At 43.5% G+C, this 21,914-nt stretch carries 21 protein-coding genes; 17 read left to right on the plus strand and 4 right to left on the minus strand.

From position 1 onward, the window contains the following. Positions 1 to 1,458 carry a cell division site-positioning protein MapZ family protein gene (locus tag FKX92_RS08680; protein ID WP_149566091.1) on the plus strand — a complete coding sequence of 486 codons (1,458 nt, stop codon included), beginning with the start codon at positions 1 to 3 and terminating at the stop codon, positions 1,456 to 1,458. A 102-nt stretch (positions 1,459 to 1,560) separates the two neighbouring features. Here the strand turns inward: FKX92_RS08680 and FKX92_RS08685 are convergent, their stop codons facing one another. Beyond that, the gene (locus tag FKX92_RS08685; RefSeq protein WP_002893508.1) at positions 1,561 to 2,043 is read right to left on the minus strand and encodes an S-ribosylhomocysteine lyase; all 483 of its coding nucleotides are present in this window, start codon (positions 2,041 to 2,043) and stop codon (positions 1,561 to 1,563) included. 364 nt (positions 2,044 to 2,407) lie between these two features. Between FKX92_RS08685 and FKX92_RS08690 the strand changes: the two genes are divergently transcribed. The 13 genes from FKX92_RS08690 to FKX92_RS08750 all read left to right on the plus strand — a co-directional run bounded on the left by FKX92_RS08690 (position 2,408) and on the right by FKX92_RS08750 (position 16,831). Further along, the gene (locus tag FKX92_RS08690; protein ID WP_002893506.1) at positions 2,408 to 4,021 is read left to right on the plus strand and encodes a ribonuclease Y; all 1,614 of its coding nucleotides are present in this window, start codon (positions 2,408 to 2,410) and stop codon (positions 4,019 to 4,021) included. A gap of 186 nt (positions 4,022 to 4,207) precedes the next feature. Beyond that, a complete protein-coding gene (gene gmk / locus FKX92_RS08695) occupies positions 4,208 to 4,840 on the plus strand; it encodes a guanylate kinase (RefSeq protein ID WP_002918032.1) in 633 nt (210 codons plus the stop codon). 25 nt (positions 4,841 to 4,865) lie between these two features. Beyond that, a complete protein-coding gene (gene rpoZ / locus FKX92_RS08700; protein ID WP_002893503.1) occupies positions 4,866 to 5,180 on the plus strand; it encodes a DNA-directed RNA polymerase subunit omega in 315 nt (104 codons plus the stop codon). A gap of 60 nt (positions 5,181 to 5,240) precedes the next feature. Continuing rightward, positions 5,241 to 7,628 (plus strand): primosomal protein N', encoded by a 2,388-nt coding sequence (locus tag FKX92_RS08705; protein WP_149566092.1) that lies wholly within the window; start codon positions 5,241 to 5,243, stop codon positions 7,626 to 7,628. Between the two features lie 83 nt (positions 7,629 to 7,711). Then, positions 7,712 to 8,647: a methionyl-tRNA formyltransferase gene (fmt, locus tag FKX92_RS08710; protein ID WP_125341616.1), complete on the plus strand. Its 936-nt coding sequence runs from the start codon at positions 7,712 to 7,714 to the stop codon at positions 8,645 to 8,647. Then, positions 8,637 to 9,953, plus strand: coding sequence for a 16S rRNA (cytosine(967)-C(5))-methyltransferase RsmB (rsmB, locus tag FKX92_RS08715; RefSeq protein ID WP_002926518.1), 1,317 nt, complete (start codon positions 8,637 to 8,639; stop codon positions 9,951 to 9,953). The genes fmt and rsmB overlap by 11 nt, the downstream gene beginning before the upstream one ends. Positions 9,954 to 9,971: 18 nt before the next feature. After that, a complete protein-coding gene (locus FKX92_RS08720) occupies positions 9,972 to 10,712 on the plus strand; it encodes a Stp1/IreP family PP2C-type Ser/Thr phosphatase (RefSeq protein ID WP_149566093.1) in 741 nt (246 codons plus the stop codon). Continuing rightward, positions 10,709 to 12,562, plus strand: a complete 1,854-nt coding sequence (gene pknB, locus FKX92_RS08725) for a Stk1 family PASTA domain-containing Ser/Thr kinase (RefSeq protein ID WP_149566094.1) — start codon at positions 10,709 to 10,711, stop codon at positions 12,560 to 12,562. The genes FKX92_RS08720 and pknB overlap by 4 nt, the downstream gene beginning before the upstream one ends. A 145-nt stretch (positions 12,563 to 12,707) precedes the next feature. After that, positions 12,708 to 13,403 carry a cell wall-active antibiotics response protein LiaF gene (liaF, locus tag FKX92_RS08730; RefSeq protein WP_002893496.1) on the plus strand — a complete coding sequence of 232 codons (696 nt, stop codon included), beginning with the start codon at positions 12,708 to 12,710 and terminating at the stop codon, positions 13,401 to 13,403. Continuing rightward, positions 13,400 to 14,419 carry an envelope stress sensor histidine kinase LiaS gene (locus FKX92_RS08735; RefSeq protein ID WP_149566095.1) on the plus strand — a complete coding sequence of 340 codons (1,020 nt, stop codon included), beginning with the start codon at positions 13,400 to 13,402 and terminating at the stop codon, positions 14,417 to 14,419. Before liaF ends, FKX92_RS08735 begins: the two co-directional genes overlap by 4 nt. Next, positions 14,397 to 15,029: a response regulator transcription factor gene (locus tag FKX92_RS08740; RefSeq protein WP_002920048.1), complete on the plus strand. Its 633-nt coding sequence runs from the start codon at positions 14,397 to 14,399 to the stop codon at positions 15,027 to 15,029. The genes FKX92_RS08735 and FKX92_RS08740 overlap by 23 nt, the downstream gene beginning before the upstream one ends. 39 nt (positions 15,030 to 15,068) lie before the next feature. Further along, on the plus strand, positions 15,069 to 16,469 hold the full coding sequence (locus tag FKX92_RS08745; protein ID WP_149566096.1) for a bifunctional Cof-type HAD-IIB family hydrolase/peptidylprolyl isomerase: 1,401 nt from the start codon (positions 15,069 to 15,071) through the stop codon (positions 16,467 to 16,469). Beyond that, positions 16,469 to 16,831 (plus strand): S1 RNA-binding domain-containing protein, encoded by a 363-nt coding sequence (locus tag FKX92_RS08750; RefSeq protein WP_002901252.1) that lies wholly within the window; start codon positions 16,469 to 16,471, stop codon positions 16,829 to 16,831. The genes FKX92_RS08745 and FKX92_RS08750 overlap by 1 nt, the downstream gene beginning before the upstream one ends. Positions 16,832 to 16,935: 104 nt before the next feature. On the opposite strand, the gene cysK is transcribed toward FKX92_RS08750, so the two are convergent. From cysK to FKX92_RS08765, 3 genes are all read right to left on the minus strand, one after another. Beyond that, positions 16,936 to 17,865 carry a cysteine synthase A gene (cysK, locus tag FKX92_RS08755; protein WP_049553164.1) on the minus strand — a complete coding sequence of 310 codons (930 nt, stop codon included), beginning with the start codon at positions 17,863 to 17,865 and terminating at the stop codon, positions 16,936 to 16,938. Between the two features lie 100 nt (positions 17,866 to 17,965). After that, on the minus strand, positions 17,966 to 18,406 hold the full coding sequence (locus tag FKX92_RS08760; protein WP_061602552.1) for a PH domain-containing protein: 441 nt from the start codon (positions 18,404 to 18,406) through the stop codon (positions 17,966 to 17,968). An 11-nt stretch (positions 18,407 to 18,417) separates the two neighbouring features. Continuing rightward, complete coding sequence (locus tag FKX92_RS08765; RefSeq protein WP_149566097.1) at positions 18,418 to 19,062, minus strand: YigZ family protein; 645 nt, start codon at positions 19,060 to 19,062, stop codon at positions 18,418 to 18,420. Between the two features lie 55 nt (positions 19,063 to 19,117). Between FKX92_RS08765 and FKX92_RS08770 the strand changes: the two genes are divergently transcribed. From FKX92_RS08770 to hpf, 3 genes are all read left to right on the plus strand, one after another. Then, positions 19,118 to 20,416 (plus strand): DEAD/DEAH box helicase, encoded by a 1,299-nt coding sequence (locus FKX92_RS08770; protein ID WP_061602550.1) that lies wholly within the window; start codon positions 19,118 to 19,120, stop codon positions 20,414 to 20,416. After that, positions 20,413 to 21,078, plus strand: coding sequence for a ComF family protein (locus FKX92_RS08775; protein WP_149566098.1), 666 nt, complete (start codon positions 20,413 to 20,415; stop codon positions 21,076 to 21,078). Before FKX92_RS08770 ends, FKX92_RS08775 begins: the two co-directional genes overlap by 4 nt. 81 nt (positions 21,079 to 21,159) lie before the next feature. Continuing rightward, entirely contained in the window at positions 21,160 to 21,702 is a 543-nt protein-coding gene (gene hpf / locus FKX92_RS08780; RefSeq protein WP_002903257.1) for a ribosome hibernation-promoting factor, HPF/YfiA family, read from the plus strand. The last annotated feature ends 212 nt before the right edge of the window (positions 21,703 to 21,914 follow it).

Genomic DNA, 21,914 nt, shown 5'->3' on the forward strand with positions numbered 1-21,914 from the left:
GTGACGAAAGAAGAAAACTACTCACCGGAAGAAGAAAAGAAAGAGTCGGTCCTTGATTTTGAAGAGGCCAAGGAAATGACAGTCGGTCAAGCTACTCGTAAAAAAGAGGAGCTGGAAGCCGGTGTGAATGAAAGCGACAATGTGCTGGATAAGTATATCAAGCAGCACCGTCAGGAAATCGAAGCTGGAAAATTTGAAACCCAGAAAATCAGAAAGCTGCAGGAGCAGGAAGCGGCTCAAGCTGAGCAAGCCACTTCTGATTTGACCGATTTCATCAAAGAAAGACGGCAAGAGGTTGAAAGTGAGCAGGAGATTCCAACAGCACAGTCGCCCGGCACTGAGACAGCAAGTGAACCAGAAGCAGCTCCAAACCCCTTAGGTTCTCGCAGTCAACGCTCAGAGCAGGAAGATGCGGTTCCCGCTGCTCCCGTTCAAAAGACATCTTACGGTCCTATTCCAGAACCGCTTGATGAGAAGGAATTACAGGTTCCTAAGACGCCTTTCTACAAGAAAAAAGCTTTCCTTTATCCAGTCTTAGGACTTTTAGGGATTGCTGTAGCGGGCACAGGGCTTTACTTTGCTCTGGGGCATAATTGGGGCCACAAGACCGTTACAAGCTCCAGTTCTTCAACATCGCAGTCCAGCAAAAAGAGCTCGTCTTCCTCTAGCTCTGATAATATTGCCAAGGATTTGAAGTCCTTTAATGATGAGTATGCTGCATTCTTCACAGATAGCAATCAGACAGCTGTCAAAAATAGTAAATTTGGCGACTTGGAAAAATTAAAAACCTTACTTGAAAAGCTAAAAGGCAGCAAAGACTATGATGCAGCCAAGAGCAAGTATGATTCCCTAGTAAAACAAATTTCAGCTATCCAAAGTGTCAATTCGCAGTTTGATGGCGGAGCGATCACTGACGGCGTCTTGAACAAGGAAGCCAAGGCCAATACCAATGCGACCTTCTCAGATGTATCAAGTGGCAATGCTAAATTAGATGAAGTTCTAAAAGCAGCGATTGCCCAAGGACGCGGCCAACAGATTCCAACACCGGCTCCTGCTACTGATCAGGGAGGCACCGGTACGGGTACAAGCGGCGGTTCAAGCTCGTCTGCTTCTGGTTCAGGCGCTTCCAGCTCATACTCTGGCTATGGTCTTCCAAGCAATGGAGTAAATCTGCAGAGAGATCTCAGTCGAGTCCCTTATAACCAAGCGGCTATTGATGACGTCAACAATCCAGCTTGGACATTCAACCCTGGCGTTCTGGAGAAAATTTTGCAAACTTCTCGTGAGCGTGGTTATATTTCTGGTGATAACTATATCCTGGAACGCGTCAATATTATTAAAGGAAACGGCTACTATAACCTCTTCAAGCCAGACGGCACCTACCTTTTCAGTATCAACTGTAAGACTGGATACTTTGTTGGAAATGGACCAGGTCATGCTGATTCGCTTGATTTCTAGTCATCTGTGAACATTTCTTCAGCAGCTGGCTTTCAAGTCTGTTGATGGATTTGATTATACATGCACAAAAAAAGTTCTCGATTTCGAGAACTTTTTATTGTTTTAAATCACATGGCGTTCAAAGGCATCATCAGAGATCCCTTGGCTGAGAATGAGCTTAGCCCATTCTTTGGCTGAGAAGAGGCTGTGATCCTTGTAGTTTCCGCAGGATTCAATGGTTGTTCCAGGGACATCTTCCCAGCTAGTTGACTCAGCGATTTCTTCCAGACAGGATTTGATGACCTGAGCAATCTGGCTGGAGCTGTGTTGGCCCCACATAATCATATGAAAACCAGTGCGACAGCCAAAAGGCGAGCAGTCAATCATACCATCAATGCGCTTGCGAATCAGCATAGCCAGCAAATGCTCGATAGTATGCAGGCCAGCAGTCGGGATTGAATCTTCATTAGGCTGAACCAGACGGATATCAAAATTGGAAATGATGTCGCCTTTAGGGCCGGTTTCTTCTCCGATAAGGCGGACATAAGGCGCTTTGACGATGGTGTGATCCAGCTCAAAGCTTTCAACGATAACTTCTTTAGACATGGTTTCTCCTTTATAATGTAGCGAGTGCGAGAAGGTTTTTCTAGTGATATTAAGCCAAAGGTTTGTCTTGTTAGCGAAGAAAAAGCCTGTCTCATATACACAATTTCTTCTCTGATTATAGCATAAAAAATTTTTATTTGGGAATAAAGTTTACGTCTTAGAAAAATGAAAAGTTTGAATAATCCTACTTATGTCTTGAAAAGGTTTTGGTGCTCATGCTTCTACAAACTTCGAAGATTTTGTCTCTAAAAAATGGACAAAAGCTTTCTTGATTTTCAAAAAATAGGTTTGTGAATTTTTTAGATTTGTGATAGAATAGTATGGAATTTTGAATTCAACAATTAAATAGATTTGGAGTAAAAACATGGACCTATTTCCTATAATTATGTCTGTTTTTGCTGCCATCATTGGTTTAGTGATTGGATATGTAAGTGTCTCGGCTAAGATGAAATCATCTAAAGAAGCTGCAGAGCTTACTCTTTTAAATGCTGAACAAGAAGCAACCAATTTACGCGGACAGGCTGAACGCGAAGCTGATTTGATTGTCAAAGAAGCCAAGCGAGAAACAAGTTCGCTTAAAAAAGAAGCACTTTTGGAGGCAAAAGAAGAAGCCAGAAAATATCGTGAACAAGTTGATGCAGAATTTAAGTCTGAACGTCAAGAGTTAAAACAAATCGAAAGCCGCTTGACAGAGCGTGCTTCTACCCTTGACCGCAAAGACGATAATTTAAGCAACAAAGAAAAGGCTTTGGAGCAAAAAGAACAAAGTCTCTCAGATAAATCTAAACACATTGATGCGCGTGAAGAACAAGTAGCGGAACTTGAAAAGCAGAAGGCAGCAGAGCTGGAGCGAGTTGCTTCGCTATCGCAGACAGAAGCGCGTGATATTATTTTGACGCAGACCGAGGACAAGCTTTCTAAAGAGATTGCGACTAGAATTCGGGATGCTGAGCAAGATATCAAAGAGCGGTCTGATAAGGTTGCGAAGAATATCTTGGTCCAAGCCATGCAGCGTATTGCCGGTGATTATGTAGCTGAGCAAACCAACTCAACGGTGCATCTGCCAGATGACAGTATGAAGGGTCGGATTATTGGCCGTGAAGGTCGCAATATCCGAACTTTTGAAAGTCTGACTGGTATTGATGTCATCATTGATGATACGCCTGAAGTGGTTACTCTCTCAGGTTTTGATCCGATTCGACGTGAGATTGCTCGTATGACCATGGAAGCACTCTTGAAAGATGGCCGTATTCACCCAGCTCGCATCGAGGAGTTGGTTGAGAAGAACCGTCTGGAAATTGACAATCGCATCCGTGAGTACGGGGAAGCCGCAGCTTATGAAATCGGAGCACCTAACCTGCATCCTGATCTGATGAAAATCATGGGGCGCTTGCAGTTCCGTACTTCTTATGGTCAGAACGTCCTGCGACACTCTATTGAGGTGGCCAAGCTTTCCGGTATCATCGCTGCTGAGTTGGGTGAAAATGCCAATTTAGCTCGCCGTGCTGGATTCCTCCATGATATTGGCAAGTCTATCGACCGTGAGGTTGAAGGCAGCCACGTGGAAATAGGGACAGAACTGGCTCGTAAGTACAAGGAGCATCCAGTTGTTGTTAATACGATTGCCAGTCACCACGGAGATGTGGAAGCGGAAAGTGTCATTGCTGTTATCGTAGCTGCAGCAGACGCTCTCAGTGCTGCTCGTCCAGGTGCCCGCAGTGAATCTCTGGAAAGCTATATCAAGCGTCTCCAAGATTTGGAAGAAATCGCTAATAGCTTCAAGGGTGTCAAGAACAGCTTTGCTTTACAAGCCGGCCGGGAAATCCGGATTATGGTTCAGCCGGACAAGATTAAGGATGACAAGATTACGATTTTGGCGCACGATGTTCGTGAAAAGATCGAAAACAACTTGGAATATCCGGGCAATATCAAGGTAACGGTTATCCGTGAGATGCGGGCCGTTGACTACGCAAAATAAAGAAGAAATGCAGTCTGGTAACAGATTGCTTTTTTCTTGAATTTTCTGCTGGTCTATTTGGATTTCCGTATGATTGCTTGCTTATTTTTCTATTTTCTCAAAACTCTAGACACATACATTTCTTCCTATCCTCTTGAAATATCAGTCTAATTTTGTTACACTAGATAGAAAGACTGTGAAGGAGACATGATGACGGAACGAGGCTTACTAATCGTCTTTTCTGGTCCCTCTGGTGTAGGAAAAGGGACTGTTAGACGAGAAATTTTTGAAAGCACTGATAACCAATTTCAGTACTCGGTATCCATGACGACTCGTCCTCAGCGCTCAGGCGAAGTGGATGGAGTTGACTATTTCTTCCGAACTCGCGAGGAGTTTGAAGAGCTGATTCGTCAGGGCCAGATGCTGGAGTACGCAGAGTATGTAGGAAACTACTACGGGACGCCTCTGACTTATGTCAATGAAACGCTGGATAAAGGTATTGATGTCTTCCTAGAGATTGAGGTTCAGGGAGCTTTGCAAGTCAAGAAAAAAGTTCCAGATGCCGTCTTTATTTTTTTGACTCCTCCAGACTTAGAAGAACTTAAAGACCGCTTGGTCGGCCGTGGAACAGACAGTGCGGAGATTATCGCCCAACGCATTGAAAAGGCCAAAGAAGAAATTGCCCTCATGCGCGAGTATGATTATGCCATTGTCAATGATCAGGTGCCGCTAGCTGCCGACCGTGTCAAGCGCGTGATTGAAGCAGAGCATTTCCGAGTAGACCGTGTTATCGGCCGTTATCAGGACATGCTTCCAAAAAATGAAACGATTATTCGATAGAAAGTTAGAAATTAGGTAGAAAATTATGATGTTAAAACCGTCTATTGACACTTTGCTGGACAAGGTTCCGTCAAAATATTCCTTGGTTATTTTAGAAGCTAAGCGCGCTCATGAGCTTGAAGCTGGAGCTCCCGCTACGCAGGAATTCAAGTCTGTCAAATCCACTCTTCGTGCTTTGGAAGAAATTGAATCCGGTAATGTTGTTATCCATCCAGATCCAGAAGGCAAGCGCGAGGCTGTTCGCCGTCGGGCAGAAGAAGAGCGCCTTCGTAAAGAAGAAGAAGAACGCAAGATTAAAGAGCAAATCGCTAAAGAAAAAGAAGAAGGTGAGAAGATTTAAGGTTGGGGATGCTCAATCTTATTTTTTCTGTAATGATGTTGAGGAAAGTGGGGTGAGAATTTGAAGGTAGCAAAGATTATTGTGGATGTTCCTCTGATGCAGACGGACAAGCCCTATAGTTATGCTATTCCAGAAGAGTTTGCAGGGATGCTGGAGGCTGGCATGCGGGTCCATGTCCCTTTTGGGCAGGGAAATCGCCTGATTCAGGGGATTGTGGTCGGCTTTGATGAGATGGGAGACCGAGAAGAGCTAAAGGAGATTGCGGAAGTCCTTGATTTCAGTCCCGTGCTGAATCAGGAACAGCTCTGGCTGGCGGACGAGCTGCGCAAGTCAGTCTTTTCCTATAAGATTAGCCTTTTAAAGGCCATGCTGCCTAGTCTTCTCAACTCCAGCTATGATAAACTACTCTATCCGACGGAGCTGCTGAATGATGAGGAACGTTCAGCTATCTTTGGACAGGAGGACAGCCTTCGCTTTTCTGATTTGGACAAGAAAAGCCAGGCCAAGCTGATGCGACTGACTCAAACTGGCCGTATTCGGCTGGAGTATCAGGCGACGGACAAGAAACATATTAAGACTGAGAAATGGTATCAGGTCAATCATACCGCTCTGCAAAATCATGACCTTCCCCGACAAGCTAAGAAAAAACAAACATTAAAAGAAGTCTTGCTGGAGCAGCAGGACAGCCAGCTTTTGGCTGATTTGCGAGAAAACTTTTCGCGCGATATTATTAATTACTTTATCAAAGAAAACCTAATTAGCATTGAGGATAGAGAAATCAGCCGTTCTGCTGCTTATTTCCAAAAGGAGCGGCAGCAGCAAAACCTGACCTTAAATGATGAACAAGCCGCAGCGGTTGCGGCAATCACTCAGAAAATTGGTCAGAGTCATTCTCAGCCAGTCCTCTTAGAAGGGGTTACTGGCAGCGGGAAGACCGAAGTTTACCTGCAGGTCATCGCAGAGGCACTTGCCCAGGGCAAGACCGCTATCATGCTGGTTCCGGAGATTTCTCTAACTCCGCAGGTTACAGATCGCTTTATTTCTAGATTTGGTGACCAAGTTGCTATTTTGCATTCTGGTCTGTCTGACGGTGAGAAATATGATGAATGGCGCAAGGTGGAGCGAGGAGCTGCTCAGGTCGTTGTCGGCGCGCGTTCAGCTATTTTTGCTCCGCTGACAAATATTGGAGCCATTATCATTGATGAAGAGCATGAGTCCTCTTATAAGCAGGATTCCAATCCTCGCTATCATGCTAGAGAGGTTGCTCTCCTGCGAGCTCAGTATAATCAAGCTGTTCTAGTGCTGGGTTCGGCAACTCCGAGCTTGGAGAGTCGTGCTCGAGCAAGCCGTGGTGTCTATGATTTTCAGCTGCTCAGCAAGCGCGCAAATCCGCTGGCCCAGATTCCTCAAGTGGAAGTGGTGGATTTTCGGGATTATATCGGACAGCATGAGGCCAGTAATTTCACCCCAGTCCTGCTAGAAGCTATTCAAGATCGTCTGGATAAGGGAGAGCAGACGGTTCTCATGCTTAATAGGCGGGGGTATTCCAGCTTTGTTATGTGTCGGGAATGCGGGACCGTTGACAGCTGTCCTAACTGTGATATTTCTCTGACCCTGCATATGGACACTAAGACCATGAACTGCCATTACTGTGGCTTTACTAAGAACATTCCTCAGAGTTGTCCAAACTGTGCCTGCCGCAGCATCCGCTATTATGGCACTGGGACGCAGAAAGCTTATGATGAGTTAGTTCAGCTCTTTCCACAGGCTCGCATTTTGCGGATGGATGTAGATACGACACGTAAGAAGGGCAGCCATGAAGCCATTTTAGAAAGCTTTGGTCAGGGTCAGGCAGATATTCTCTTAGGCACCCAGATGATTGCCAAGGGATTGGATTTTCCAAATGTGACGCTAGTTGGCGTTCTCAATGCGGATACTGCTCTTAATCTACCGGACTTTCGCTCTTCAGAGCGAACTTTCCAGCTGCTGACTCAGGTGGCGGGCCGTGCTGGTCGGGCTGAAAAGGCTGGTCAGGTCTTTATCCAGTCCTACAATCCTCATCATTATGCCATTGAATTTGCCAAGCAGCAGGATTACGAGGGCTTTTATGCTTATGAAATGGGAATCCGCCGGCAGCTAGGCTATCCGCCATATTACTTTACGGTCGGCCTGACTCTGTCGCATAAGGATGAAGAGACAGCAGTGCGAAAAGCCTATGAGGTTATGGATGTTCTGCGGAGCGGTCTGTCAGAAAAAGTGCAAATCTTGGGTCCAACGCCGAAGCCCATAGCTCGTACCCACAATCTCTATCATTATCAGATTTTGCTCAAATATCGCTTTGAAGACAAGCTGCAGGCGACACTAAATCAAGTCTTGGACTGGACACAGAATCGGGACAATAAAGATTTACGTCTGACAATTGATAATGAACCACAAAATTTTATGTAAAGCTTTTTAGCCGAGATTAAGGTTGTTGCAGGCGACTTCTGATATAATAAGGGAAGGAACAAAGAAGGAATCAATAGTTGAAAATGATGAAAATAATATTTATGGGAACACCGGACTTCTCAGCGACTGTCCTAAAAGGGCTGCTGGACAGCGGTCAATATGAAGTGTTAGCAGTGGTAACGCAGCCGGACCGTGCCGTCGGCCGTAAAAGAGAGATTCGCATGACTCCAGTAAAAGAATTGGCCTTGGAATACGGGCTGCAAGTTTATCAACCGGAAAAGCTGGCTCAAAGCTCGGATTTAGAGGAGTTGATGAACTTAGAAGCAGATGGTATTGTCACAGCTGCTTTTGGGCAGTTTTTACCTAGCTGCTTACTGGACAGTGTTGACTTTGCGGTGAATGTTCATGCTTCTTTGCTGCCTAAATACCGAGGTGGTGCGCCCATTCACTATGCTCTGATCAATGGTGATGAGCAAGCGGGTGTTACGATTATGGAAATGGTCAAGGAAATGGATGCTGGAGACATGATAGCCAGCAGAGCGGTGCAGATTGAAGAGACTGACAATGTCGGAACTCTCTTTGAAAAATTGGCGATTATTGGTCGAGATCTGTTATTGGATGTGCTGCCAGCCTATAGGGCAGGGCAGATTATCCCTCAGCCGCAAGATCCTAGTCAGGTCACTTTCTCTCCGAATATCAGCCCAGAAGAAGAGAGGATAGACTGGAGCAAAACAAACCGACAAATTTTCAATCAAATTCGTGGCATGTATCCTTGGCCAGTAGCTCATACCTTGCTGCAGGGACAACGCTTTAAGATTTATGAAGCAGATATGGTAGCTGGCAGCGGTCAGCCGGGACAGATATTGTCTATTAGTAAAAAAGAACTGGTGGTTGCAGCTGGTAAGGGAGCCCTCTCGCTGAAGACGGTTCAGCCTGCTGGTAAGCCCAAGATGGCTATCGTTGATTTTTTGAATGGACTGGGCCGCAGCCTGTCCCTAGGAGATACTTTTGGAAAGTAAGCAAAAAACGGCCCGTTGGCAGGTCTTGGAAATTTTGGAAGAAGTTTTTGAAGAAGGAGCCTATTCCAATATCGCCTTAAACCGGGCTCTGAATCAAAGCTTGCTGAGTCAAGCAGATAAAGGTCTGGTAACAGAGCTGGTTTACGGCACAGTTGCTCGGAAAATCACACTGGAGTGGTATCTATCCCATTTGATTGAGGATAGGGATAAATTGGATAACTGGCTCTACATTCTGCTTATGCTCAGTCTGTACCAGATGCTCTATCTGGATAAAATCCCTCAACATGCAGCTGTTCATGAGGCTGTTGAGATTGCGAAAATCCGTAAGCGTGGCAGTGAGAAATTTGTCAATGCCTTGTTACGTAGGATTGAGCGTGAGGGTGTGTCTGATTTTGAAACAATCAAGCGCAAAAACAAGCGCTACTCGATCCAGTATTCTCTGCCGGTCTGGCTGGTCAAAGATCTGATAGAAGAGTTTGGCGAAGAAAGGGCTCTAGCTATCTTTGCCAGTCTCTTTGTTCGAAGTAAGGCCAGCATTCGCGTGACGGATATGTCGCGCAAGGCAGAGCTTCGCCAGCTTTTAGGGGCTGAGGACTCTCTTTTATCTCCGTCAGCCTTGGTTAAGAGACAAGGACATTTTGCTGGGCATCAGCTCTTTGAAAGAGGAGCGATTACGATTCAGGATGAGTCTAGCCAGCTTGTGGCTCCTACTCTGGCCATAGAAGGAGAGGAGCAGATTTTGGATGCTTGCAGTGCACCGGGGGGCAAGACTGTCCACATGGCTTCCTATCTGACGAGCGGCCACATTACAGCCTTGGACCTCTATGATCATAAGTTAGAACTCGTAGAAGAAAATGCAAAAAGACTGGGCTTGGCAGATAAAATCACCACTAAAAAGCTGGACGCGACCAAAGTGTTTGAGACATTTGGCCCAGATGCTTTCGATAAAATCTTGGTGGACGCTCCTTGCTCAGGTATTGGCTTAATTCGCCGCAAACCAGATATAAAATATAATAAAGAAAATGCAGATTTTGAGAATTTACAAAAAATTCAGCTGGATATACTAGACAGCGTTTGTCAAAGTCTACGTAAAGGTGGTATAATAGCTTATAGTACTTGCACGATTATGGCCAAAGAGAATTTTGAGGTTGTCGAAAAATTTCTGGCCAGTCATCCGAACTTTGAGCAAGTCTTATTAGACCATGAAAGAAAAGATATCGTCAAAGACGGCTGTATCTTAATTACGCCGGAATTATATGAAAGCGACGGATTTTTTATCAGTCAATTTAGGAAGATATCGGAATAAGAGGAGGAAACTGACAGTATGGAAATTTCATTATTAACAGATGTTGGTCAAAAGCGTACAAATAACCAAGATTATGCCAATCTTTTTGTGAATCGGGCTGGCAAGACCCTGATCATCTTGGCAGATGGTATGGGCGGTCACAGAGCTGGAAACATTGCCAGTGAAATGGCTGTGACGGACTTAGGAGCTGCCTGGGTTGATACACAGATTGATTCGGTGAATCAGGTGCGTGAATGGTTTGCGGAGCACTTGGAAGAGGAAAATCAGCGCATTCATCAATTTGGTCAAGATGAAGAATACAAGGGCATGGGAACGACTTTGGAAGCCTTGGCTATTATTGATAATCAAGCCATCTATGCTCATATCGGCGATTCTCGTATCGGCTTGATTCACGGTGATGAATACCGTCAGCTGACCAATGACCACTCGCTTGTTAATGCTTTGTTGAAAGCTGGACAGATTACTCCAGAAGAAGCAGAGCGTCATCCGCAGAAGAATATAATTACTCAGTCTATTGGTCAAAAAGACGAAGTACAGCCTGACTATGGCATGATTACCTTGGAGGATGGTGACTACCTTCTACTTAACAGTGACGGTCTGACCAATATGATTTCAGACAGTGAAATTTGTGACATTGTCACCAGCGACATCAGCCTGTCTGAAAAAACACAAACCTTAATTCGCTTTGCCAACAATGCTGGAGGACTGGATAACATCACAGTTGCTCTGGTTCGCTTTGACAAGGAGGATAAGGCATGATTCAAATCGGCAAAATCTTTGCCGGGCGATATAAAATCATCAAGCAGATTGGCCGCGGAGGCATGGCAGATGTCTATTTGGCCAAGGACTTGATTTTGGATGGTGAGGAAGTTGCGGTAAAGGTTCTTAGGACCAATTACCAGACAGATCCTATCGCTGTCGCGCGCTTCCAGCGGGAAGCCAAGGCGATGGCTGACTTGGACCATCCGCACATCGTTCGGATTACTGATATTGGGGAAGAAGATGGCCAGCAGTATCTGGCTATGGAATACGTGGCAGGTCTTGACCTCAAGCGCTATATCAAAGAGAATTCTCCGATTTCAAATGAAGAAGCAGTCAGAATCATGGGACAAATCCTGCTGGCGATGCGCTTGGCGCATACACGCGGCATTGTCCATCGTGACCTGAAACCACAAAATGTCCTCTTAACCCCAGATGGCAATGCCAAGGTAACAGACTTTGGGATTGCGGTTGCCTTTGCAGAGACTAGTCTGACTCAGACTAACTCTATGCTGGGCTCGGTTCATTATCTATCGCCTGAGCAGGCACGTGGCTCTAAAGCGACTGTTCAGAGTGATATTTATGCGATGGGGATTATTTTTTATGAAATGCTGACTGGTCATATCCCTTATGATGGGGATAGTGCCGTTACGATTGCCCTGCAGCATTTCCAAAAGCCGCTGCCATCCATCATTTCTGAAAATCCTAATGTTCCTCAGGCCTTGGAAAATGTCGTCATTAAGGCAACAGCCAAAAAACTGACGGATCGCTATCAGTCAGTTGCAGAAATGTATGTCGATTTGTCCAGCAGCTTATCTTATGAGCGCCGTAATGAAAAGAAATTAGTCTTTGATGATGTTGCGAAAGCAGACACCAAGACCTTGCCAAAAATCTCACCTGTATCGCAGCCGGCAGTTCCACCTGTTAAGCCAACTCCAGCTAAAACGGAAGCGGATGAAGTTAAGGAAGAGACTGCTGATGCGGTTAAGAAAGTTCCAAAGAAACGTCGTTTGAGAACACGTTACAAAGTACTTTTCTTTGCAGTCCTATTGGTTTTGGCCTCCTTTGTCGTCCTTCTCTATAACAGCCCGTCCAATACCAGCGTGCCAGATGTTTCTGGTCAGACTGTAGCAGAGGCTCGCTCCGCTATCGAAGCTAAGAAGCTGGTTGTCGGAGAGGAAAAGGAAGAATACAGCGACAATGTCGAATCTGGCAAAGTCATTAAAACTGATCCACAGGCTAATAGTCAGCGCCGCGAAGGCAGCAAGATTGACCTGATTATCTCCAAGGGGCCCAAGACCTTTGTGATGGAAGATTATACTGAGAGACTGAAAGATGCGGCCGTCAAAGATTTGAAAGAAAACTTTAAGGTTCCTGAGAAATTGATTGAGATTGTTGAGGAGGAATCGGACGAGTACGAGCCAGGTCAGGTGATTCGTCAGTCGCCGGCAGCTGGTTCGACCTATGATTTGACTTCTAATCATAAGATTAAGCTGACAGTGGCCAAAGAAGTAACTAGTGTGTCCATGCCTGACTTTGGCAGCATGCAGTACACCTACGCCAATGCTCGTTCTTACCTGATTCAAATGGGAATTTCTTCTTCTCGAATTGAACGAGTTGTTGACCGTTCGGTCACTTCGACTCAGGCAGATTTGGTAACTTCCCAGTCACCAGCCGCAGGTCAGACAATTGACCTCAAGTCTAATGAAAAGATCACTCTTTACGTGACAGAGGCAACGACACCATCATCATCTAGTTCGTCATCATCATCGTCTAGCAGTAGCTCAAAGAGCAGCTCATCGTCTGAAGATAGCGGACATGGAACTAGTTCCAGCTCATCTGATGGTTGATTAATAAACCATCCATTTTAAGTTTTTCAGCTTAAAACGGATGGTTTTTTCTTTTTTGCTGGACAAATTTCCCCATTTCATGCCTTGGACGGAGGTTTTTTGGCCTAATTTTGTTAAAATAGGAAGGTAGAGAAAGGAAACGGCTATGTGGAAGGTTCAATTATTTGTCTTTGTTGAAACAGTCTTATTATCCATGGCATTGGTGACCATGTTGGCAGCTGATTTTTCACGAGTTGTCATTATATTGGTCCTTTTTTTGCTACTGCTCTATTATTACTTCGGCAAGCAAAAAGGGAATTTTCTGCTAGTCGCTTCCATGATTATGCTGTTTTTCATTATTATGCTCAATCCCTACGTCATTGCTGCCCTTTTATTCGCGCTGGTTTATGGGATGATTGTGGCCTACCCTTATATCTATAAGGAAAATCAAGAAACCCATCTCGTTTACGAAGAAGATGTGGAAATTCAGAGTGAAAAGAATCGCTGGTTGGGGGACCTGCAGCATTTTTCTAAGGACAGCTGTCAATTCCACGACATCAATCTCTTGCGCATTGTTGGGAAAGACACCATTCATTTGGAAGACGTGATTTTAGTCAACCATGATAACGTCATTGTCATTCGAAAAGGTTTTGGTGATACCAAGATTATTGTGCCGCTGGATGTGGAAATTCAGCTGCAAATCAATACTCTTTACGGGGAGCTAAATTTTCTGCATCATCCATCCCGCAAGCTGCGCAATGAAACCATTTCGCTGACGACACCAGACTATAAACGGGCCAATAAGACAGTGAAGATTGTCCTCGTCAGCTTCTTAGGAAATGTGGAGGTTGTCAGAAAGTGAAGAAATCAAATTATTTTCTCATTCTCCTCTATACTTTCTTTGTCTTATTTATCATCTTTCATTATATTTTCAATATTTTTGATTTTACTTGGCAGGAGCTCTTTAATGATTTGGAGCTGTTGCAGTCTTTCGTTTTCTTTGTTGTGATTATTGGTTTATCACTGACCATTCTGATTGTGATAGCAGCTCGCTTGATCCAATATCTGTCGGTAGCCCATGTGCAAAAAAATCTTCGGCGTTTGCTGGATGGACGGAGGCTGGAGCCGACAGACCAACCCGAGTTGGATCGCTCTCTGCATCAGCTCGAGAGAAGGCTGCATCGTCTGACAGAGAATCTCCAGAAGTCTGAAAACCAAACCTTGCAGACAGAAGAAAAAATTATCGAAAAAGAACGGCGGCGGATTGCGCGTGACTTGCACGATACTGTCAGTCAGGAATTATTTGCAGCCAATATGATTCTTTCAGGAGTGGCTGGAAATGTAGAACGGCTCGATGGACAAAAACTGCAAAAGCAGCTCAAGGGGATTGGAGATATTCTGGACACAGCCCAGAAGGATTTGCGGATTCTCCTGCTCCACCTGCGGCCTACAGAGTTGGAAAATAAGACTCTGGTCGAAGGTATGGATGTGATTATCAAGGAGCTGACTGATAAAAGTGATATTGATGTTCACTTCAATCATCAGGTTGGGCATCTACCAAAACAGATGGAGGAGCATGTCTTCAGAATCATGCAGGAAATTATCAACAACACACTGCGGCATGCCCAGGCAAGTCGGCTGGATATTTACCTCTATCAGGCACCTAATGAACTTAAAATCAAGGTATCTGATAATGGCGTCGGTTTTGATCCGTTGGCCCAGGATGAACTCAGTTACGGCTTGAAAAATATGGAAGACCGTGTGCGGGATATGGCGGGTACTTTTAAGCTTTTGACAGCCCCCAGAAAAGGTCTTTCTATTGAAATCACGATACCTTTACTAGAAGGAGAAGATCATGAAGATATTGTTAGTGGATGACCACCAGATGGTCAGATTGGGATTGAAAAGTTATCTGGAACTGCAAGAGGATATAGCTGAAGTATCTGAAGCAGTTAATGGCAAAGAAGGAGTTGAGCAGGCTTTGGCAAGTCGTCCGGATGTGATTATCATGGATATTGTCATGCCTGAGATGAATGGTATCGAAGCGACACTGGCCATTTTAAAAGAATGGCCGGAAGCAAAGATTCTGATTTTGACTTCTTATCTGGATAATGAAAAAATTTATCCTGTTCTGGATGCAGGGGCTCACGGGTATATGCTTAAGACTTCCAGCGCTGAAGAAATTCTCCGTGCTGTCAAAAAAGTGGCCAAGGGAGAATTTGCCATTGAAACAGAAGTCAGCAAGAAGGTGGAATATCATCGTAACCATATTGAGCTCCATGAGGATTTGACAGCTCGTGAGCGTGATATTTTAGGGCTTTTGGCCAAGGGTTATGAAAATCAACGGATTGCGGATGAGCTCTTCATTTCCCTTAAAACGGTCAAGACTCATGTCTCCAATATCCTGTCCAAATTGGAGGTGAGCGACCGCACTCAGGCAGTTGTTTATGCTTTTCAGCACCATCTTGTCCCACAAGAAGACTTTTAATGGTATAATAGAAAAGATTAAGATTGGACAAGGGGAGATATGGACGCGAAATTAAAGTATAAGGCAAAAAAGATAAAAATTGTCTTTTTCGATATAGATGATACCCTGCGAGTCAAGGATACAGGTTTTATCCCAGATTCTATCCAGACAGTTTTCAAGCAGTTGAAAGACAAAGGGATTTTGACGGGTATTGCGTCTGGTCGAGGAATGTTTGGTGTCGTGCCGGAGCTGAGAGCTTTGCAACCAGACTTTTTCGTTACGCTGAATGGAGCCTATGTCGAAGACAGCAAAGGGAAGGTGATTTCTCAGACGGTTATCCCGTCCGATAGAGTGACATCCTATATTGCTTGGGCTCGGGAGGAAGGAATTGAATATGGTTTGGTCGGCAGCCATGGAGCAGCCTTGTCCAATCGAAATTCTCTGATTTCAGAGGCCATTGATGTGGTTTATCCAGATTTGCCTGTAAATCCAGACTTTCATTTAGACAAGGATATTTATCAGCTTTGGACTTTTGAGGATAGAGGAGATGGCCTGCAGTTGCCAGAGGCGTTAGCGGAGCATCTGCGTTTGGTTCGCTGGCATCCTCATTCGTCAGATGTCGTGCCGACAGAAGGTTCCAAGGCAGCCGGAGTTTCCAAGGTTGTCGAGCATCTGGGCTTCAAACCTGAAAATGTCATGGTTTTTGGCGACGGACTCAATGATTTGGAATTGTTTGACTATGCAGGAATTGGCATTGCCATGGGCGTTTCCCATGAAGAACTGCGAAAAAGAGCAGATTATATTACAAAAACAGTAGAAGAAGACGGTATTTTTGCCGCTTTAGAGGAGTTAGGTATGGTAGAAAAAGAATTACATTTTCCACAAGTAGAACTTGCAGCAGCAGAAGGTCCAAAAGCGACTATCAGGACTAATCATGGTGACATGAAAGTTCAGCTTTTTCCGGAACAGGCACCAAAAACAGTAGCCAACTTTATTGCTCTTGCTAAAGTCGGATACTATGACGGTGTGATTTTCCATCGTATTATTCAGGACTTTATGATTCAGGGTGGTGATCCTACTGGTACCGGTATGGGCGGTCAGTCTATCTATGGTGAGAAATTTGAAGATGAGTTTTCACCTGAGCTTTACAATATTCGTGGGGCTCTTTCCATGGCAAATGCTGGGCCAAATACTAATGGCAGTCAATTTTTCATTGTTCAAAATAAAAATCTACCTTATTCGGCTAAGGAGTTGAGCCGCGGCGGCTGGCCTGAAGCTATCGCTGAAGTCTATGCCAGTCAGGGAGGAACACCGCATTTGGATCGGCGCCACACTGTCTTTGGTCAGCTGGCTGATGAAGCGTCCTACCAAGTTTTGGACAAGATTGCAGCTGTTGAGACGGGGGCTATGGACAAGCCTGTGGAAGATGTTGTGATTGAGACGATTGAGGTTGAAGACTGATGAAAATCGGTGATAAATTAAAAGGCAAAATCACAGGGATTCAGCCTTATGGAGCTTTTGTTGAACTGGAAAACGGAACGATTGGCTTGATTCATATCTCAGAAATTCGTCCAGGCTATATTGAAAATATCCATGATAGTGTAAAGATCGGCCAGCAAGTCTTGGTACAGGTTGTGGACTATGATGAATTTTCTGGGAAGTCCAGTCTGTCCATGCGGACCCTGGAAGAAGAAAAGCACCGCCTCCCTAGACGCCACCGCTTTTCAAATGACCGCTGTAAAATTGGTTTTGAGCCTTTAGGCAGACAGCTGCCTATCTGGATCAAAGAGGCAAAAAAATTCTTAAAAGAAGAAAAAGTTTAAAAAATATCCTGTTCAATAAGAGAACAGGATATTTTGTTTAGATAGAATTGCTATTCAATTCATAGCCGACTGCTAAGTTGAAATGGACATATTTTTCAAAAAAACTAAGCATCAAATTCATAGAGAGCAGTAGATAGGTAGCGTTCGCCGTTATCAGGTGCCAGAGCAAGGACTTTTTTGCCAGCTCCTAGTTTTTTTGCTACTTCAATAGCTGCGAAAATAGCAGCAGCAGATGAAATTCCCACTAAGAAGCCTTCCTGACCGCCAATATAGCGTCCGAATTCCAGTGCTTGATCAGAAGTTACGCGGACAATACCGTTGTAGGCTGCTGTATCCAAGGTCTCTGGAATGAATCCAGCTGAAAGTCCTTGGATTTTGTGAGGACCTGGCTTCTCACCAGAAAGGATAGCAGATTCGTCTGCTTCAACTGCGTAGATTTGGATGTCCGGATTAACTTTTTTGAGAGCATGAGACACACCTGAAATAGTTCCGCCAGTTCCGACACCGCCTACAAAGGCATCCAGTCCGGTTTCACCGAAAGCAGCGATAATTTCTGCTCCTGTAGTTCGTTCGTGAACCTCTGGATTGGCCGGATTATTAAATTGCAGTGGCAGCCAGCCATTTCGTTCTTGTGCGATTTCTTGTGCTTTTGCAATAGCGCCTTTCATTCCTTCGCTACCTGGAGTCAAGACTAACTCAGCACCATAAGCTTGGATAATTTTGCGGCGCTCCACACTCATGGTTTCAGGCATAACAATGACAACCTTGTAGCCTTTGGCTGCTCCGACCCATGAAAGGCCAATACCAGTATTTCCGCTGGTTGCTTCAACGATAGTATCGCCAGGCTTGATAAGGCCATCGCGTTCAGCCGCCTCAATCATGCTGAGAGCAATACGGTCTTTGACAGAAGAGCCGGGATTGAAAGCCTCTAACTTCACATAAACCTCAGCAGCTCCTTCTGGAACCAAGTTGTTCAATTTGACGATGGGGGTTTGCCCAATTAGTTCTGTAATGTTTTGATAAATACGTGACATAGAATACATACCTCAATATAATTTAATAGAATTAGTATAAAATGAAACAAGCGCTTTGTAAAATATAAAAATCCTATCAAAGTGATAGGATTTTTTTATATTAGATTAAACCATTAATTTTCAAACGATTATTATAGGCTAATTCAAATAGATATTTATATAAGGGTGCAATATCTGCTTTTTTAGGAAATTCGAACTTATGTTTCTTAGGGAACTCGTTGTGGGCTTTTAAAAAGGCATTGTCTAAATAAGTGATTGTAATTTCACTATCATCAATACCAGCTCCAGCAGTTTCCATATCAACGTCCATAATATTCATCAGAAAAATTGATTTCACAGACATTTTCCGGCCGGTTGCTCCTTGCTTGTCAGTAAAAATAATACGAATATTTGTAAATAAGATAGAGTCACGAATCAGAGTATAGCCGCTCTGGATAACTTCACCTTCAAGTAAATATTGTCCGTATTCTTTTGAAAGTTGATCAACATTTTGTTCGCTGAAATTTCCAGCTAATCCTTGCATTAATTTTCCAAATGCCATAATTTTCTCCTTTAATTTTCTTCATCTAGTATAGCATGCACCTCAACTTCTCGCAAGCCTAAGTCAGTTAGTTCTATTTTTCCGTTGAAAAATTCTGTTAAATTTCTCTTAGTGGTTTCTTTGATATTTTTGTCAATATAAATGGTTGTATCAACTAATTCTGTAAAGATAGTATCGGTTTCTTCTAAGTTTTGGACCTTAAGAAAATTCGCAAAATCCTGATATTGGCTGTAAGACAGTTTTAAGCGCAGGCCAGCCTGTTCTTTTATTTCAACCAGCCCAATCTCCTTAATAGCCAGAGCAACACTGCCGGCATAAGCTCGAATCAGACCGCCGGCTCCGAGTTTAATACCGCCAAAATAGCGAGTAACCACAACGCAAAGATTGGTCAAATTGTGCTTTTCTAGGACTCCCAGCATAGGAACTCCGGCTGTTCCGCTGGGCTCACCATCATCGCTAGTTCGCTTTATATCACTCTTTTCCCCAATGATAAAAGCAGAGCAGTTATGAGTGGCCTTGTAATGTTCTTTTTTTATAGCAGCTATAAAAGCGCGAGCCTCTTCCTCAGAGTAAACTCGTTTTACATGGCAGATAAAGCGGGATTTTTTAATTTCCTCTTGAACCATACCATCTTCTTTAATTGTCTTAAATTCCATAACTATATTTTACAAAAAAAGACGAATTTTGCCAAAAAATTACGAATAAATAAGTATGTTAGAGTTACAAGATTGTTTAGGACGGATATTTACAGAAAATCAGTTAGAGCCTAGCTTGCGAGCACAAGCAAAAGAAATTCCCAGTATCCGAGAAGAAAAAGGCAAGCTCCGCTGCGGACGCTGCAACAGCTTGATTGAACGAGAAAATCAGCTACCTGTTGGAGCTTATTATTGTAGAGAATGCTTAATATTGGGCCGGGTACGGAGTGACCAAAAACTCTACTCTTTTCCCCAAGAGGATTTTCCTAAAAACCAAGTGCTTAAATGGCAGGGGCAACTGACAGAGTTTCAGGGAAAGGTCTCCGAGGGCTTACTTGATGCCTTAGAGAAAAGACAGAATACGTTAGTGCATGCTGTTACTGGCGCTGGAAAAACAGAAATGATTTACCAAGTGCTTGCAAGAGTTATTGATAGAGGAGGTTCTGTCTGTCTAGCCAGTCCGCGGATTGATGTTTGTTTAGAGCTTTATCGGCGCCTTAAAGAAGATTTTTCTTGTGAAATAGCCCTTCTGCATGGGGAATCAGAAGCTTATTTTCGCAGCCCCTTGGTGATTGCCACCACCCACCAGCTCTTAAAATTTTATCGGGCTTTTGATTTGCTGATTGTGGATGAGGTAGATGCTTTTCCTTATGTGGATAATCCCATGTTGTATCACGCTGTAGAGCATTCTGTGAAAGAGGATGCTACAACTATTTTTCTGACAGCCACTTCCACAGATGAACTGGATAAAAGAGTTCAAAAAGGCCAGCTGAAACGCCTGAGTCTTCCCAGAAGATTTCATGGTAATCCCTTGACCATCCCTCAGAAAGTTTGGTTATCCGATTTTCAAAAACATCTTCAGAAGAAGAAAATAGCACCTAAACTTTTGAACTATATAGAAAAACAGAGGGAGACCCAATTTCCTCTCTTAATATTTGCTGCAGAAATTCAAAGAGGAGAGGATTTTTCTCAGACTTTGCAGATAGCTCTGCCAGATGAAAAGCTAGCTTTTGTCGCCTCCACAACAGAAAATCGCCTGGAGATTGTCGAGCAGTTTCGTCGCAAGGAGATTACTATTTTGGTGACAACGACTATCTTAGAGCGCGGAGTAACCTTTCCTGGCGTAGATGTTTTTGTCTTGGAAGCCAATCATCGCCTGTTCACTCGTAGTGCTCTGGTTCAGATTTCAGGCCGAGTTGGCCGTAGTATGGATAGACCGACTGGACAGTTGCTATTTTTTCATGATGGGACTACCCTTGCTATGGAAAAGGCAATTCGGGAAATGAGAGATATGAATAAGGAGGCGGGATTATGACAGAGTGTCTTTTATGTAAGGAGCAAATTAAGGAGAAAGGCAGTTTTTTACGGCTTTTTCTATTAAAAAAAGAAGGACCAAGCTGCTGCTCCACTTGTTATCAAAATTTTGAACGCATATCTGAAGAGCATTGCCCATGCTGTTTTCGCAACGCGCAATCAGATTTATGTACAGATTGCAAAAAGTGGGAGGAAGAGGGGAATCAAGTCCAGCATCAGTCACTATTTACCTATAATGATGCAATGAAGGATTATTTCAGTCAATACAAGTTTCAGGGAGACTATGCATTGCGTTTTGTATTTGCAAAAGCAACTAAAAAAGCAGTCAAAATGTTTAGAGAGCATACCATTGTTCCAATTCCAGTGAGTAACAAAAAATTTCAAGTAAGAGGATTTAATCAAGTGCAGGGGATTTTAGATGCTGCAAACTTATCATATAGAAATATCTTAGAGAAAAAAGACACCCTAGCACAGTCGAGTAAGACACGTGAGGAGCGTCTGCGAACGCAGCAGGCTTTTAAAGTTAAGAAAGGAGTTGATTTACCAGATAAAATTTTGCTGGTTGATGATATTTATACGACTGGAAAAACCTTGCAATTGGCTAAGCAAATCTTGCTGGAAGCAGGAGTGAAAGAAATTTTGACATTTTCAATCGCAAGATAAGAAAAAATTTGCAAAAAAAGAATGAAAGCGTTATAATGATATTATAAATAAAACATTTATGTTTAGAAAGAAGGTACTTATATGCTTAAATATAGTATCCGTGGTGAAAACCTAGAAGTAACAGATGCTCTCCGTGACTACGTAGTTTCTAAACTTGAGAAGATTGAGAAGTATTTCCAAGCAGAGCAAGAACTTGATGCGCGTGTGAACCTCAAGGTTTACCGTGAAAAAACTGCGAAAGTGGAAGTAACAATTCCGCTAGGCTCCATCACTCTTCGTGCAGAAGATATCTCTCAGGACATGTATGGATCAATTGATTTGGTCACAGATAAGATTGAGCGCCAAATCCGCAAAAATAAAACCAAGATTGAAAGAAAGAATCGCAATAAAGTTGCTACAAGCCAGCTTTTCACAGATTCCTTTGCTGAAGAAGCAGAAGAAGTTCCGTCAAAAGTTGTCCGTTCAAAACACATAGATTTGAAGCCGATGGACTTGGAAGAAGCGATTCTGCAGATGGATTTATTGGGTCATGATTTCTTCATATATTCCGATGCTGAGGACAGCAGCACAAATGTTATATATCGTCGCGAGGATGGAGATATTGGCCTTTTAGAGGTTAAATAAAGTAAGAAAAGAGGGTTGAGAGCAGTTTTCTCAACCTTTTTAGATTATAGAAAGTCATACACTCAGGTGACATAAACCAGCTTCCTGCTCACAAAGAAATTAACTTTATACTTAGAACTGAAAAATAAACTTTAAAAAAAATCAAAAAAGATTAAAAAAGGTATTGACAGGTAGTAGGTATAGGTGATATACTAATATAGTTGTCGCGAAAG

Source organism: Streptococcus sanguinis (assembly GCF_008329445.1).
In the GTDB taxonomy this organism is placed as follows: Bacteria; Bacillota; Bacilli; order Lactobacillales; family Streptococcaceae; genus Streptococcus; species Streptococcus sanguinis_O.

Excerpts from the sequence above, each read along its gene's own strand:
- FKX92_RS08685 (WP_002893508.1), bottom strand. The coding sequence starts at position 2,043 with ATGTCTAAAGAAGTTATCGTTGAAAGCTTTGAGCTGGATCACACCATC.
- FKX92_RS08690 (WP_002893506.1), top strand. The coding sequence starts at position 2,408 with ATGGACCTATTTCCTATAATTATGTCTGTTTTTGCTGCCATCATTGGT.
- gmk (WP_002918032.1), top strand. The coding sequence starts at position 4,208 with ATGATGACGGAACGAGGCTTACTAATCGTCTTTTCTGGTCCCTCTGGT.
- rpoZ (WP_002893503.1), top strand. The coding sequence starts at position 4,866 with ATGATGTTAAAACCGTCTATTGACACTTTGCTGGACAAGGTTCCGTCA.
- fmt (WP_125341616.1), top strand. The coding sequence starts at position 7,712 with ATGATGAAAATAATATTTATGGGAACACCGGACTTCTCAGCGACTGTC.
- FKX92_RS08720 (WP_149566093.1), top strand. The coding sequence starts at position 9,972 with ATGGAAATTTCATTATTAACAGATGTTGGTCAAAAGCGTACAAATAAC.
- pknB (WP_149566094.1), top strand. The coding sequence starts at position 10,709 with ATGATTCAAATCGGCAAAATCTTTGCCGGGCGATATAAAATCATCAAG.
- liaF (WP_002893496.1), top strand. The coding sequence starts at position 12,708 with ATGTGGAAGGTTCAATTATTTGTCTTTGTTGAAACAGTCTTATTATCC.
- FKX92_RS08740 (WP_002920048.1), top strand. The coding sequence starts at position 14,397 with ATGAAGATATTGTTAGTGGATGACCACCAGATGGTCAGATTGGGATTG.
- FKX92_RS08745 (WP_149566096.1), top strand. The coding sequence starts at position 15,069 with ATGGACGCGAAATTAAAGTATAAGGCAAAAAAGATAAAAATTGTCTTT.
- FKX92_RS08750 (WP_002901252.1), top strand. The coding sequence starts at position 16,469 with ATGAAAATCGGTGATAAATTAAAAGGCAAAATCACAGGGATTCAGCCT.
- cysK (WP_049553164.1), bottom strand. The coding sequence starts at position 17,865 with ATGTCACGTATTTATCAAAACATTACAGAACTAATTGGGCAAACCCCC.
- FKX92_RS08760 (WP_061602552.1), bottom strand. The coding sequence starts at position 18,406 with ATGGCATTTGGAAAATTAATGCAAGGATTAGCTGGAAATTTCAGCGAA.
- FKX92_RS08765 (WP_149566097.1), bottom strand. The coding sequence starts at position 19,062 with ATGGAATTTAAGACAATTAAAGAAGATGGTATGGTTCAAGAGGAAATT.
- FKX92_RS08770 (WP_061602550.1), top strand. The coding sequence starts at position 19,118 with ATGTTAGAGTTACAAGATTGTTTAGGACGGATATTTACAGAAAATCAG.
- FKX92_RS08775 (WP_149566098.1), top strand. The coding sequence starts at position 20,413 with ATGACAGAGTGTCTTTTATGTAAGGAGCAAATTAAGGAGAAAGGCAGT.
- hpf (WP_002903257.1), top strand. The coding sequence starts at position 21,160 with ATGCTTAAATATAGTATCCGTGGTGAAAACCTAGAAGTAACAGATGCT.